Annotated in this window: 8 protein-coding genes; 3 read left to right on the top strand and 5 right to left on the bottom strand. The window is 65.9% G+C overall.

Translation table 11 applies throughout. The features are described 5' to 3' along the window. Nucleotides 1–13: 13 nt before the first annotated feature. The gene (gene ligA, locus V6584_RS03120; protein WP_340468976.1) at nucleotides 14–2,620 is read right to left on the bottom strand and encodes an NAD-dependent DNA ligase LigA; all 2,607 of its coding nucleotides are present in this window, start codon (nucleotides 2,618–2,620) and stop codon (nucleotides 14–16) included. Beyond that, nucleotides 2,613–6,173 (bottom strand): tetratricopeptide repeat protein, encoded by a 3,561-nt coding sequence (locus V6584_RS03115; RefSeq protein ID WP_340468975.1) that lies wholly within the window; start codon nucleotides 6,171–6,173, stop codon nucleotides 2,613–2,615. Before V6584_RS03115 ends, ligA begins: the two co-directional genes overlap by 8 nt. Nucleotides 6,174–6,223: 50 nt before the next feature. On the opposite strand from V6584_RS03115, the gene V6584_RS03110 reads away from it, so the two are divergent. Then, nucleotides 6,224–8,644: a hypothetical protein gene (locus tag V6584_RS03110; protein ID WP_340468974.1), complete on the top strand. Its 2,421-nt coding sequence runs from the start codon at nucleotides 6,224–6,226 to the stop codon at nucleotides 8,642–8,644. Between the two features lie 128 nt (nucleotides 8,645–8,772). On the opposite strand, the gene V6584_RS03105 is transcribed toward V6584_RS03110, so the two are convergent. Together V6584_RS03105 and ppgK are read right to left on the bottom strand one after the other, a co-directional pair. Beyond that, nucleotides 8,773–9,963, bottom strand: coding sequence for a pyridoxal phosphate-dependent aminotransferase (locus V6584_RS03105; protein WP_340468973.1), 1,191 nt, complete (start codon nucleotides 9,961–9,963; stop codon nucleotides 8,773–8,775). A 20-nt stretch (nucleotides 9,964–9,983) separates the two neighbouring features. Next, the gene (gene ppgK / locus V6584_RS03100; RefSeq protein WP_340468972.1) at nucleotides 9,984–10,754 is read right to left on the bottom strand and encodes a polyphosphate--glucose phosphotransferase; all 771 of its coding nucleotides are present in this window, start codon (nucleotides 10,752–10,754) and stop codon (nucleotides 9,984–9,986) included. Between the two features lie 143 nt (nucleotides 10,755–10,897). Here ppgK and V6584_RS03095 point away from each other — a divergent pair, with 143 nt between their 5' ends. Both V6584_RS03095 and V6584_RS03090 read left to right on the top strand, forming a co-directional pair. Continuing rightward, nucleotides 10,898–11,677 (top strand): nitroreductase family protein, encoded by a 780-nt coding sequence (locus V6584_RS03095; protein WP_340468971.1) that lies wholly within the window; start codon nucleotides 10,898–10,900, stop codon nucleotides 11,675–11,677. 69 nt (nucleotides 11,678–11,746) lie between these two features. Next, on the top strand, nucleotides 11,747–12,571 hold the full coding sequence (locus V6584_RS03090) for a histidine phosphatase family protein (protein WP_340468970.1): 825 nt from the start codon (nucleotides 11,747–11,749) through the stop codon (nucleotides 12,569–12,571). Between the two features lie 45 nt (nucleotides 12,572–12,616). Here V6584_RS03090 and V6584_RS03085 read toward each other — a convergent pair whose 3' ends face one another. Beyond that, nucleotides 12,617–13,642: a glycosyltransferase family 2 protein gene (locus V6584_RS03085; protein WP_404802585.1), complete on the bottom strand. Its 1,026-nt coding sequence runs from the start codon at nucleotides 13,640–13,642 to the stop codon at nucleotides 12,617–12,619. Between the last annotated feature and the right edge of the window lie 32 nt (nucleotides 13,643–13,674).

Genomic DNA, 13,674 nt, shown 5'->3' with positions numbered 1-13,674 from the left:
ATTGCGAAGAGTCCTACCGCCTTCCCCCCTGCGAATCCCCCTCATCCGGGCTGCCTGTTTCCAGGAGCCGGTGGAAGGCCGCCTCATCCAGGGTGGGCAGACCCAGGCTCTCCGCCTTTTCGGCCTTCGACCCCGGATTGGCTCCGATGACCACGTAGGTGGTCTTCTTGCTGACCGAACCGGATGCCCTCCCCCCTCGTTCGACGATGGCCTCCTTGGCGGAATCACGGGAGAAGTCTTCCAGGCTGCCGGTGACGACAACGGTCATACCCTTCAGGGTCTGTGGCTTGGTGCTGCGCTCGACATGGGTGCCGACCCCGGCCGCCTGCCAGGCGTCGAGGATCTTCCCCCGCCAGTCGCCGGGTTCGCGGGCCGCGCTGAACCAGTCAGCGATGGAGGAGGCGATTTCCGGCCCCACCCCGTCCAGGTCCGACAGCTCCTCCACACCTGCATGTTCGACGGCATCAAGGGAGGGGAAGCGGCTGGCAATGGCCCTTGCCGAGGTCGGACCCAGATGCCGGATGGACAGGGCCACAAGGACCCTCCACAAATCGGCATGCCGGGCCTTGTCGATCTCGTCAAGCATCTGCAGGGTGTTCCTGGAGGGCTCGGCCCCCTTCTGACCCGAGAGCGGGTCGCGGGACGCATCCCGGTCGGCATGGTCGTTCATGGCACCGCCGGCCTGGGGCTCCTGTGAGGCCTTGGGCAGGTTGTAGAAGGCGGGCACCCGGTACCACAGACCGCTCCCCCCGGCCCGGCGCTTGGAGGGGCCGGCATGGTTCCCGTCGGATTCCACCGATTCCACAAGGGGGACCTCACGCCAGACGTACACATCCCGGAGGTCCTCGGCCTTCAGGTCGAAAAGACCGGCTTCGCTGGTCAGTACGGGGGTCTGCGGGGCCGGCAGCTCCAGGCCGGGGGCCGGCCGGTAGACGGAGGACTGCCCACCCTGGTCCACCAGGACCTCACGCAGGTCAGGGGCGTACACGTCCACGCTGTCGGGCCTGTTCTCCTCCGGGTTGGTCAGGGCTATGGCGCTCTGCTCGCCCAGGTGCTCGATGTCCAGGGCCTTGCGAGAGGCCATGTGGATCACACGTTCGGTGAGCTGGGCCGGGCAGGATTCCACGTTGGGGCAGCGGATGTCGACGTCGCCCTCCTTGGCGGGGGCCAGACGGGCCCCGCAGCTGGGACAGGTGAGTGGCATGGTGAACTCGCGCAGGTCCTTCTCCCTCCCCTTGCGGCGTTCCAGGACGGGACCCACCAGCTCGGGGATCACGTCCCCGGCCTTGCGGACCACCACCGTATCCCCGATCAGGACCCCCTTGCGCTTGACCTCGGATGCGTTGTGGAGCGTGGTCCTCGAGACCGTCGACCCGGCGACCGTCACCGGTTTCAGGATGGCCACGGGGGTGATCCTCCCCGTCCGGCCCACCTGTACGGTGATGTCCAGAAGCTCGGTGTTGACCTCCTCAGGGGGGTACTTGTAGGCGATGGCCCATCGCGGCGCCCGGGAGGTGGCGCCCAGCCTGCGCTGGAGGTCCCTGTCCTGGACCTTGACCACGATGCCGTCAAGGGCGTGTTCAATGTCGTTGCGGTGCTGGCCGTAGTAATCGATCATGTCCAGGATCTGGTTGAAGGAGGTCACGATCCTGTTGTGGGGTGAGACCGGGATGCCCCACTGGCGGTAGAGGTCGTAAGCCTGGGACTGGTCGATCACCTCGTCATGGGTCCCTTTGGGATGGGCCCGTCCCCACCGCAAGGTTCCCAGTCCGTGGGCGTAGAAGCTGAGCTTGCGGCCGGCCGTGACCCTGGGGTCCTTCTGACGGAGGGAACCGGCCGCCGCGTTCCTGGGATTGGCGAAGGGGGCCTTCCCTTCGGCCTCCTGCTGTTCGTTCAGGGCGTTGAAGTCGTCGAACCGCATGAAGACCTCCCCCCTGATCTCCACGAACTCGGGGATGTCCCTGCGGGGACCGGCCAGGTTCTGGGGGATGGTCCCTATGGTGCGCACGTTCAGCGTGATGTCCTCGCCCGTCACCCCGTCCCCCCTGGTCAGCCCCTGGGTCAGGACCCCGTTGTGGTAGAGGAGGTTCAGGGCCAGACCGTCGATCTTGACCTCGCTGGTCATCGGGAGGGCCCTGTCATCGGGCCAGTCCAGATCCCTGCGGACCCCGTCATACCACTGGCGGAGCTCGTCGGTGCTGAAGACGTCGTCCAGGCTCATCATCTGGGAGGGGTGACGGACTGAGGCGAAGTCATTCGAAAAGGTCCCGCCCACCCGGTGGGTGGGGGATTGGGGGGTGTCCAGGGAGGGGAACTGGGCTTCCAAGGCCTGCAGACAGCGCATCCGCGCGTCATAGGCGGCATCCGAGGAGACGGGTGCATCGTCTATGTAATAGGCCACCTGGTCCGACTCCACCCAGGCGGCAAGGCGGGACCAGAGTCGCTGGGCCTGCCCGGCATCCAGTGAGGATACGTCCAGTTCCCCCAGGCCAAGGGCATCGGAATCGTCCGGCTGGAGGGCGGATATCCATTCGTCACTGCCGATCCGGGGGGTCTGTCCGGCCCGGTCTTCGACCCGGGAGGGGGTTCCCCCTCCCTGTTCCGTTTCTTCTTCACGCATTGAGCGACCTCATGAATTGTGCTTGTACGACATCAACACCTTCATTATCGTCGTCGTTCATGCGTGCCGCCGCCATTGACAGGGTCCGGGCGGGTACGAACAGGCCCCCGTCCACGCAGACCCGGGCCGCCTCACGCACGATCGAGGCCACCTCGGTGTGGGGCCAGACCGGCAGGCCATGCTCATGCAGGACCAGTCGGGCCTCGTCGTAGTCCTTCGGCACCGGGATGCACTGGGCCTCGGCCCTCCCGTTCAACTCCGCCAGTTCCTCCTTCAAGGTGCTGAGCCGGCCTGGGCTGATGTGCTCGCTCATGATGTAAGCGGCGGCAGCCACATCGAATTCGTCCCTCATCCAGGAGGCATAGGCCAGACGGTAGTAAGCGAAGGAGGCATCGTCCCTGTCCAGTGCCACCCGCAGGGCGTTCAGAGTGGCAGCCCGGGCCGAATCCCAGTCCTCGTCCATGGCCAGCTGGACGGCCAGCTTCAGGTGGGACAGGGGGTAGGCAGGGGCATAGGAGACCATGGCGTTCAGGTGCTTGAGGGCCTTGTCCGTCTCCTTCATCTGGGTCAGGATGTCGGCTATCTCCAGATGTGCGTAGAAGAGGTTGTCCGGTATGAGCAGGGTGTGCTCGCCCGGCGTGGCGAAAAGACGGTTGTAGACGACCCGTTCCGCATAGGAGTTGAAGTAGCGTGGGACCCTGTCCCCGGAGGCGAAGAGGGCATCCAGGCGGTCGATCGCATCACCCTCCGTCTGCAGGGCCTGGTCGGTCGAGCCCGAGAAGAGGAGGTCCCTGGCCTTGACCCGTTCGGCATCCAGGCGGGAGGAGAGGACGAAATCGAAATCGGGGACCTCGGTCTCGTCGATCATGGCGCTGGCCACTTGCGAGGAGAGCTGGTCCAACTCGGGATCGCCGATGCTCCTGATCACCTCTGTGGCCCCCTGGGCCTTGGCGGCAGCGGAGAGTTCCTGGTCGGCAGCCAGGCGGCGGAACTCCGACATGGCCCTCTGCAGGAGATCCGCCCTCTGGATGGACAGCCCCACGGCCCGATCGGCCCCGAGGGCGGCCGCGGCCTGGGGGGTGAAGACCTCATCGCAGAACTCCGGCTCCTCCTGGGCATGCTCGGGGGCGTAACGGGCATCCTGGATGTCGACCAGGTCCGTGTCCACGGGTTCCAGACCCCCATCGGCACCGACCTTCATCGCCGCGTCAAAGAAGCGGTAGATCCCCTTCGGTTCGTTCAATCCCTCCTGCCTTATCTTCGACAGGAAGAGCTCCCGGGTGAAAGTGACCGAAACCAGGTTGCGCACGCTGGGATTCCGGCGGAGGGACTGCATGGGGTCTTCCTCCCCTCCCCCGTCGGCCGGTCGGTCCGTCCCATCCCCCTGTACGGGTGTCCCCTGGCCGGCCTGGTCCTGCCCGGGGAGGGCGGGGGCCGCAAAGGACATGTCGTCGAGGTCCACCCCCTTCATCAGGTCGGTGAACTCCCTGTTGATGTCACTGCTGTCCACCCTGTCGGCGGGTTCCTCCCCGCCGCCATCAGCCTGCGCGCCGGAGGGCCCTCCGTCTTCGGGCCCGCGGACCTGGCCCTGTGCGGATCCGGGATCCGAGGAGGCCTCATCGGAGGAAGAGGCCCCCGGCTCGTCGGCCCCGGCCACAGGGGCCGATCCCCCGGCAGGGGCCTCGTCGGACCGGGACATGGACTCATTGGCTATGGGGTGGGTGGGGTCTCCGTGGACGTCCCCGTCCTTGGGGTCGGCCTTGGACCCTGTGGAGCCCATCTCGCCTGACCTCATCCGTTCGAAGGCTTCCAGGGCCTGGCCCATCATCTGCCGGATGGCGCTGTTCTGCTCGTCCACGGCCTCCTCCAGGCCGACCGACTCCATGAGGAGGCTGACCTGTGCGATCGATGGGTCCGTGCCGAAGGCCAGGGCCGCCAGGATCAGACCGACCTTGAGGTTGTAGTCGGCGCTCATCGCCGCCCTGTGGTCGGCATCCAACACCACCCAGGCCCTGCGTCCGCCGTCATAGCGGTCGGATGGCATCATGGTGCGGCCGGCGCTGGTGAAGACCATGGCGACCCGGCCCTCCTCCAGGTTGCTTCTGAATTCCAGGTCGTAGCGGAAGGGAAGGCGCAGGCTGCGGGTAAGCCCGGCCAAGGTCTGCCTATAGACCCACTCCGACCTGGACACCTGCCGGTCCTGGTCCCCTTTTTCCACGGGAAGGGCGGGAGGGGCGTCACGGCGGACCTGGGCCGCGGTCGCAGCCGCCTTGTCCACCAACTTGTTGAGAGCCAGGCGACCGTCGTCCCGGAGCAGGTCGAAACCGGCATCGTAGTCCCCCTCGCGAAGGAGGGCGGCGACTGCGGGGTCCGCCATCAGGGCCTGGTCTATCTGGGCTGCCTGGACCCTGGTGACGCTGTCTTCTGTAGGGTAGACCCCCAGGCGGGAGTTGCGTTCCAGCCAGGAGCTGACCAGGGCGAATCGGTTCAGGTTGCCCTCGATCTTCAGGGCCCGGAGGGCGGCCTGGAATTCGAGGCCCGTGTTCCAGGTGAGGAAGTATCCGCCGGAATATGACGAGGCATACAGGTGGAGGGGCTCGGAACCGTGCACGGCCTCCAGCCCGGGGGCCGGATCCAGGGCCCCGGCCTCCTTCATCAGATCGGTGAAGAGGTCCTCCAGACCGGAGACCCTTTGGCCGCTTGACCTGGCGGCGGCGGCATCCTGCACGCTCCCCCGGATGGCCCTCAGGGGGGCCTGCCTGTTGAGACGGCGGAAGATGTTGCCCGCACCGAACCCCGTGAACCCGCCATGCAGGCGGGGAAGGAAGTAGGTGGCGAAGAAGGAGACCGCCACCGCGTCGCGGAACTCCAGGTCGAATCTGAGGCCTGCCGGGAGGTCGGGCCTCATCTGTTCCAGGGTGTAACGGTTGTCGTATTTCAGCCATGAGGCCAGCCAGCAGAGATGGCCGCCCGAGTCGCGTCCGGCGATGTCGCCCTGGAGGGCCCTGACCACGGGGGCCTGGGGGTCGGGGGTCCGTCGGCCGAACCGACGCCCGTAAGGCAGGTCGACATCCTGCTCCTTGCCCAGCAGGAAGGCCGCCTCCACCCCCTGTACATCCATGTCCTGCCTGCTGCCGGGGAAGACCCTCCCCCGGTCGTCGGCCAGGGCCACCTGGGTGAACCGCCTGTGCCCCGTGAAGAAGCCCAGGGAGAAGAAGCGTCCCCTGGTCTCGGGCCATTGCACCCAGCCGGGTTCCATCCCGTCGGGCAGCCCCTCGAAACCATGCAGGGCATGGCACTTGACTACCGGAGACACCGGCCGGCTGTGGGTTTGCAGGTAGCGACGGACACGGTCTTCACCGGGATCAGGCCCGGAGAGGGCAAGGATGATGGGGTCCGGCAGACCATCATCCTCCCTGCCGGACTCGGACCTCTTCCTCTTCGACACCCCCGGGAGGATGTCGGCGGTCCGGTCCACGAGGCCCTGCCAGAAGGACCTGGCCCCTCTGCCGAATCTTCCCGCCTCGCCCGATCCCTGCATACTCCTAGACATGTTCACAATTGTCCCAATTCATCCAGACATGTCGCTTATAGAATAAAGACGTGAAAGAAGCCCTCCCCACCCGTCGAATCCGCGTCAACAGAAGGATTGAGACGGGCGTCTGCCTCCTGCTCATCATCCTCGCCGAGCTGTTCGCCTTCAACCTGGCCCACTGGCAGACCCTGGGGTCCACCGGGTACACGGCGGACCCCTCGGCCGTCACCCCCGGCCCGGGCTTGGAAAGGCAGACCGACGGGGGTTTCAAGGTGAGCGACCCGACGGCCTCCTACCTGCAGACCGACTTCCCCCCCACCCGGGTGCGGTTCGCCGGGGTGGAGGCAGGCAACCACTGGCTGGAGGATTCGACGGCCAGGAACCTGAAAGTCGTCAACCAGGTCCAGGTCAGGGTGGACCTCTTCTATCAGGGGTGCAGTACCTGGACCAAGGGGGGACAGGGACAGGTGATCTCGTACCTGCCCAGGAGCCACTACCTGCGGGTCAAGACCCTTCCCCCTGACTGCGCTGGGGGTAGGGACAGGCAGGTGGCACGCTCCGCCCGGCTGTGGGTCCAGGAACCCATCGGATCCCTGATCGACATCGACTCAATCGGAGTCAACCCCCAGGTCCCACTGGACATAAGCCCCTTCCGGATACTGACCATGGCCGCCCTGGCCGCCCTCATCCTCGCCTTCCTGCCCTCCTGGGGCCTGTGGCGGACCAGGCTGGACACGGCCCGGAAGGGTCAGCGCGTGGCCTTTTGGCTCCTGATGAGCCCGGTCATCCTATGGGCGGCCACCATCTTCATCACCAGTGTCTCCTCCTTCACCCATATGGAATTCCAGCAGCCCTACTCCTACACCTACGATTTCGACCAGTACGCCCACCTGGCCGACTCCCTCCTCGCCGGCCGCCCCTGGCTGGACATGGAGCAGGCCCCTGGGCTGAGGATGGCCGCCAACCCTTATGACATCCCCACCCGCAACAGGCTCCTGGCCCAGGACCAGGCGCCGATTTATTGGGATTATGTCTACTACAAGGGACACTGGTACTCCTACTTCGGGGTCCTGCCGGCCCTCCTCCTTTTCCTGCCCTACCGCGCGGTCACCTCCCTCTTCGTACCCGGCGGCCTCATGCTCCCCCCAGCGGCGGCGGCAGCCCTGATGCTCGGTCCGGCCACCATCCTGGCCGTCCTCTTCGTCGTCGCACTGGTTTCACGCTTCTTCCCCTCCGCCTCCCTGGCCACCACCGCCATCTGCATCCTGGTCTTCCTGACGGCTTCGGATCTGACCCTCCTGTGGAACCGGCGGAATTTCTACACGATTCCGGTTGACGGCTCCTTCCTGCTGACCATGGCGGGGCTCTGTCTCTGGTTGGGGGCCCGTCGGGTGGAAAGGCCAGGGGGCGGGAGCACAGGACGGCCGTCGACCCGGCCCTGGACGGTCAGGGACCCCCTTCCGGAACGTCTCCTCATTCAGGGAAGACGGAAGCGGGTGAACGGGGACGGGGCACAGCCGTGTGGTTCCCGGCAGGCCGCCTGCACCCTCTCACTGGGACGGCTGGCGGCGGGCACCCTGTGCATAACGGCCAACCTGGCCAGCCGGCAGCCCTTCATCTTCGCCGGCATACTGGCCCTGCCCATATTCAGCCGGGAAATCGGACTGATAGCCCGCTCGGCGGCCTGCAGCATCTCCTCCTGGTTCAGGGGGAAGAACGCCGTCCCCGGCCGCCCACCGGCGGGGGCGGCTGCCTCCTTCAAGGCGGTGGCAGCCGTCATCCTCCCCATGGCCACGGTCATCGCCCCCCTGCTCGCATACAACCAGTGGAGGTTCGGATCCCCCCTCGACTTCGGGAACACGTACCAGTTGACGGTGACGAACCTGAACACCTACCGACCACCTCTGGGCAACCTGCCGACCCTGATCGTCTACTACCTTTTCCAACCGCTCTCGTTCATACCCGCCTTCCCCTATCTGCAACTGTCACCGGCACCGATGCCCGTGTGGCAGTACACGGAACCCGGGGTGGGCGGTCTGCTGACGCTCAACCCCGCCCTCCTGATCGGGCTGGCCGCCCTCCTCTTCCCCGGAATCAGAAGGGCCTTGCGACGGCACCAGGTCAGGGGACTGACCTTCACCGCCCTGTGCACGGCATGTCTGGTCATGGTCTTCGATGCCTGGATCGGCGGCTTCTCCTGCCGATACGCCATCGACTTCAGCTGGATGGTGGCCCTGGTCGCCATCTGCGCCATCTGCGCGGCCACCACCGGCCGCCCCGAACAGGTGACGGCCGCCCAGATGGATGGCGGTCACGGCGGCGGGCGGGGCCGGCTGAATTCCGGATGGGCCGGCCGGTTGATTCCTGTCCTCCTCGTCCTGGCCACCTTGACCGGCGTCTTCCTCACACTCATCTGGACCCTGGTCATCTGCCAGGATTCAGACCCCTTCACCTCCAGCCTGGTGGGTTCCTGGGTTCTCTGCCCTTGACGGACCGCCTGCCTCCCGGAAGGGGCCCCTGCATGGGACCGGAGGTGACGGATGAGCAAGAGGACAGACGGTGCGAGGCCAGGCCGGGCCGCGCCTGCAGTCCACCGGTATCCTAAGGTCGCGGGGCTTCAATGGAGGAGGTCGTCGACGGCAAGGGAAAGACACTCGACGCCCCTCCTGAACCGCCCCTCTTCGGGCAGGAGGGAGAGGGCCATGTACCCGTTTGAGGGCATGTCGAAGAAATAACCTGGCTGCCCCGTCACCCCATACCCGTCTATCAACCTCAAGACCAGGGCGTTTTCATCGATGACCGAGGGGAAGCGCAGGAGGGCGTTCCACCCACCCTCGGCCCGAAGGACGGATATGCAGGATGTGGCGGGATTCAGGAGCTCCTTGAGAAGGGCCAGGTTGCCTGTCACCCTCCCGCGGACCCGGGCGGTCTGCCTTGCGGCCTGCGCCAGCATGGACGGCATCCTGTCGGCCAGGATCTGGCTCATGGGCAGGTAGTCGTCGGCTATGACGTCCAAACGGGACAGGGCCTGCCCGACCTGGTCCCGGGGGCCGGAGACCCGGATCCATCCCACCTTGGCGTGGGGGGCGGCCAGCATCTTGGAAAAACCGTCCAGGGCGAAGGTGAGGACCCTGTCCTCCCCCGCCAACCTCCGTCGGCCGGGAAGGGGTTCCAGGGGGTAGCCGAAGAAGACTTCGTCCGCGATCAGGGCCAGTCCGTATTCCTGGCAGAGACCGACCAGGGCCTCCCTTTCCTCCGGGTGAAGATAGGATCCGGTGGGGTTGTTGGGGTTGATGACGACAAGGGCCTTGATTCGGCCCCCCTCCTGCTCAAGGAGGGATCTGACCGAGGCCAGGTCGATGGTCCAGGAGCCGTCATAGGCCAGTCGGTATTGGAGGGCGTCAACGCACTCCAGGCGGGCGATGGACTCCACCAGGGGGTAGCCGGGCCTTGGCTCCAGGATGGCCTGGCCGGCATCGCAGAGGAGTTTGAACAACCAGGAGTATGCCTGGGAGGTGGAGCTGAGCAGGTAGGTCCGTTCCGGGTCGACGGCACCTTCATCACCCAGGTCCCTGAGGTGGTCGGCCAAAGCCCTCCTGGCCCCAATCGGCCCCCTGGGTTCGGCCCGGTATTCCTGCGGCAGGAAATCCGGGGCAAGACCGAACCTGGTCGGATTCGAGTCGTTGAGACGCTCGAGGGGCCTCCCCCCGGCCGCCGCCCCGGCTTCGGCCAGGGCGATTGGGTTCGGGGAGGCAGGACCGGTCCTGCGGGAGAAACGTGGGGGTTGGACCTTGCTGGGCCGGCTCATCGGCGGTCTGACGCCCCCTGTCAACCCAGGTGCTTCTGGCGCAGGTCGGCCGTGTAGGCCGCGCCGACGATGCCGGCCTGGTTGTGCAGGGAGGCGGGCACGATGGGGGTTTCGATGTCGACGTAGGGGAGGAAGCGCTCGCTCATCCTGCTCACCCCTCCCCCGACGACGAAGTAGTCGGGGCTGAAATAATGTTCCAGGAGGCGATAGTACTTGGTCAGGCGTCCCGCCCACTTCTTGTAGCTGAGCTTCTTGCGGTCACGAACCGAGGAGGCCGCGTACTTCTCGGCGTCCTTCCCGTCCAGGACCAGGTGGCCCAGCTCGCTGTTGGGGATGAGGACCCCGTTGTAGATGAGGGCTGTCCCGATCCCGGTGCCCAGGGTGGTGGCTATGACCAGCCCTTTCTGACCCTTGGCCGCGCCGTACTGGACCTCCGCCAGGCCTGCGGCGTCGGCGTCGTTGATCACCGTGACCGGGCGGCCGCAGGCATCGGAGAGTTCCGCCTCCACGTCCGTCCCCACCCAGTCCTGGTCCAGGTTGGCTATGAAGCCCAGGGGGCGCCCGGGCTTGACGGGGGCCGGGAAGGCTATGCCTACCGGGATGTCCTCACCGACCTCGAAGGACTCCAGAAGTCTGTTGACGATCTCCCCCACGGCCTTCGGGGTGGAGTGTTCGGGGGTGAGGATCTTCTTGCGGGGCTCAGCGAAGTCGCCTATGGTCAGGTCGACCGGGGCGGCCTTGATGCCCGAACCGCCGATGTCAACTCCGAAAGCCTGGGCTGTCTGTATCATTCTTGCTCCTTCGCCTTGTTTCGGGAATCTCCTAGCGGCACGATTGGAATTGTACCCTATCCGCCGACCATGGAACCCAGGACCCGGACCGGCCCACTTCCCTGCCCGCTCCCGCCGGACCTGCGAGGGTGGATAATGGAAGCATGTCAGAACATACACAGCTCATCGACGCGCTCAACGTACGTATCACCACCCGTCATTACGACGCGGACCCCATCGACCCGGATGCCGCCCGCCAATTGGAGTCGTCCATCGACGCCATCAACACGCTCAGCGGACTGGACATCCAGCTGGTCCAGGGGCATCCTGACGTCTTTGCAGCCGACAACGCCTCCGGCCACCTGGCAAACGCCTCCAACTACCTGGCCCTGGTGGGCCCAAAGGGCGACCCGGAGTCCTTGGAGAAGGCTGGATTCTACGGGCAGAGGCTGGTCCTGACCGCCACCCTGTACGGCCTGGGGACCGGGTGGGTGGCCGGAAGCTGGGATGCCGACCGGGCCCGCAGCCACTGCCGGGTGACCGGCAGCCAGGACCTCTACCTGGCCATCACCATCGGCCCCTCCAAGACGGAGGCGGCTTACGGCAGCCAGGACTATGAGGCCCTCTGCGAGCGCCAGCGGACCCACCGGCCCTCAAAGACCTATGAGGAATTGACGGCCCCCATGGAGGGAGACGCCCGCGACCAGGCCCCTGACTGGTTCAAGGCAGGGGTGGAGGCGGCCGCCAAGGCCCCCTCGGCCATGAACGGCCAACCGGTCCTCTTCGCCTACGATCCTGTCCGCTCAGACGCGGTCGCCCGTTTGGACCCTGCCGTCTCGACGGGCTCCTTGGTCGACCTGGGTATAGCCAAGTTGAACTTCCAGATCGGGGCCGGCGCAGGCACCTGGCTCTGGGGGGACGGGGGCCGTTTCATCCGCTCCTGACACGGTTGCACAGGTCAGGCCCGCAGCCTACGAACCGCCGTGGCCGAGCTTGCCTGTATGGTGAAATCCATGAGTCTACAGACAGGTGAGCGAAAAGAGCCGAAAAAGGAGCCAGGGCAGGGATTGTCAGGAAGGCGGCCGGGCGGGAACCCGGAGGAAGTCGATTCCGCCCCCGTCACGCTCTACCTGACCAGGCACGGCAGGACGACCGCCAACGTAATGCACCTGATGCAGGGCTGGTCCGACTTCCCCCTGACCAGGCAGGGGCGGGAGGATGTGAGGACCTTCGGACGGGGATTGCGGGGCATCCGCTTCCGTTCCGCCTATTGCGGCAACCTGACACGCCACTATGACACGGCCCGGGAGGCCCTGGACAACTCCGGGAACGGGGATGTTCAGATAGAGGTCATCCCCGACCTGCGTGAAGACAACTTCGGCAGCTTCGAAGGGCGTGAGGAGGACGAGATCATCCCCCTGGTGGCCCGGACCCTGGGCCTGGCCACCTGGCAGGAAGCCGTCGAGCGTTACGGCCGGCACGTGACCGAGCACATGCAGGACGCCTTCCACAGGATGGACCTGGAAGAGGACCCCTACCGGGCAGGCCTGGCCGATGAGGACCGGGCCGAGACCACCGCCCAGGTGCAGGGCAGGATGCTTTCCGCCGTCACCGGCATCGCCCGGACCGCCGCCTCACAGGGAGGGGGGAACGTCCTGGTGGTCAGCTCTGGCATGTGCCTCCAGCAGCTCCTCCTGGTCCTCCTCGACGAGGAGGTGGACATCCCAGGAATGGACAACACGGCCACCACCAGGCTGGTCTATGAAAACGGCATCTTCAGCCTCGACGGCCCGGTGTCGTCCATGGACTACTACCGGCGGGGGGCCGACCTGGGCTGACGGTCCGCCGGCGGTCCGCCTGGAAGCGTTGGGTGGCTCCGGGAATCAGCCCCTCCCCGCCTTCGCGCCTCCCAGCGGGGGCATGGGCCTCCAATCCGGGTCGTGCATGAGCCTGCGGGAGTCCCTCCACCCCATGATGATCTTGGGGATGCCGGTCATGATGTTCCCACGGTCGACGGCCAGGAGGCGGATCACCTCCTTGGCCGCCGTGGCCAGGGTCCCCAGGGCGAAGGCCAGAGGTCGGTAGTCCCCGTGCACCATGAAGTAGCGGGCCATGTACCCCCGATTGCGCATGATGTGGTAACGGTTCATGTCCGAGGTGGAGTTCAGTTGCCGGACTCCGGCAATGTCCCAGTTGGCTATCTGCCTGCTCCTCTTGATGATGACGTCCTTGACCACGATCGGCCTGGTCACCTTGCTGGCCAGGTAGCCATACATGGTGTCGTCCCAGTAGATGAAGAAACGAGGGTCGGGAAGACCTATCAGGTCGACGATCCTGCGCGAGAAGAGGGCCCCTTCAAAGCACATGGTGTCCATGTACTGGAAGCCGGATGGACCGAAATCGGCCGGGGCCACGGGATCCGGTATGCCAAGGGGGACGATGAAGTGGTACTGCCAGTAGAAGGGTCCCCCGTCGTAGTCCAGACGGGACCCCTGGATGACCTCGTGATCCCCGGCCCACCTGGACAGACGTTCCAGGGCCTGCGGAAGGACCTCGACATCGTCGTCCATGACCCAGAACCACTGGGCCCCAAGCCGGTAGGCCGCGGCCACGCCGGCCGAGAAACCGCCGGAGCCCCCGAGATTCCTGGCCTGCGGCCTGTAGACCACCCTGTCCTCGCCGCCCTCGGCATCGATGATGGTCCTGCCCCACCGTGCACATACCCTTTCGGAGAAGTCTTGGACCATTGCCCGGGTGTCCTCGGACCCCTCGTTGTCCACGACCACAATCCGCCAGGGGGCCACGGTCAGCTCGAGTATCGAATCGAAGAGGTTGGAGAGGAGTTCCTGCCTCTTGTAGGTCACGACGACCATGGCCGTCTTCTTCATGGGTTCTGTCATACCTTCCATTGTGACACCGGGATGTAACCTCCGCCAGGAGG

The sequence above is a fragment of the Bifidobacterium favimelis genome, from assembly GCF_037963085.1.
In the GTDB taxonomy this organism is placed as follows: Bacteria; Actinomycetota; Actinomycetes; order Actinomycetales; family Bifidobacteriaceae; genus Bombiscardovia; species Bombiscardovia favimelis.
Note: the sequence above shows the minus strand (reverse complement) of the source record. Positions and strands in the feature narration are given on the sequence as shown.

Bases quoted from the DNA above. Each gene is read 5' to 3' on its own strand.
- ppgK (WP_340468972.1), bottom strand. From the start codon at position 10,754: ATGATACAGACAGCCCAGGCTTTCGGAGTTGACATCGGCGGTTCGGGC.
- V6584_RS03085 (WP_404802585.1), bottom strand. From the start codon at position 13,642: ATGGAAGGTATGACAGAACCCATGAAGAAGACGGCCATGGTCGTCGTG.
- V6584_RS03095 (WP_340468971.1), top strand. From the start codon at position 10,898: ATGTCAGAACATACACAGCTCATCGACGCGCTCAACGTACGTATCACC.
- V6584_RS03105 (WP_340468973.1), bottom strand. From the start codon at position 9,963: ATGAGCCGGCCCAGCAAGGTCCAACCCCCACGTTTCTCCCGCAGGACC.
- ligA (WP_340468976.1), bottom strand. From the start codon at position 2,620: ATGCGTGAAGAAGAAACGGAACAGGGAGGGGGAACCCCCTCCCGGGTC.
- V6584_RS03115 (WP_340468975.1), bottom strand. From the start codon at position 6,173: ATGTCTAGGAGTATGCAGGGATCGGGCGAGGCGGGAAGATTCGGCAGA.
- V6584_RS03090 (WP_340468970.1), top strand. From the start codon at position 11,747: ATGAGTCTACAGACAGGTGAGCGAAAAGAGCCGAAAAAGGAGCCAGGG.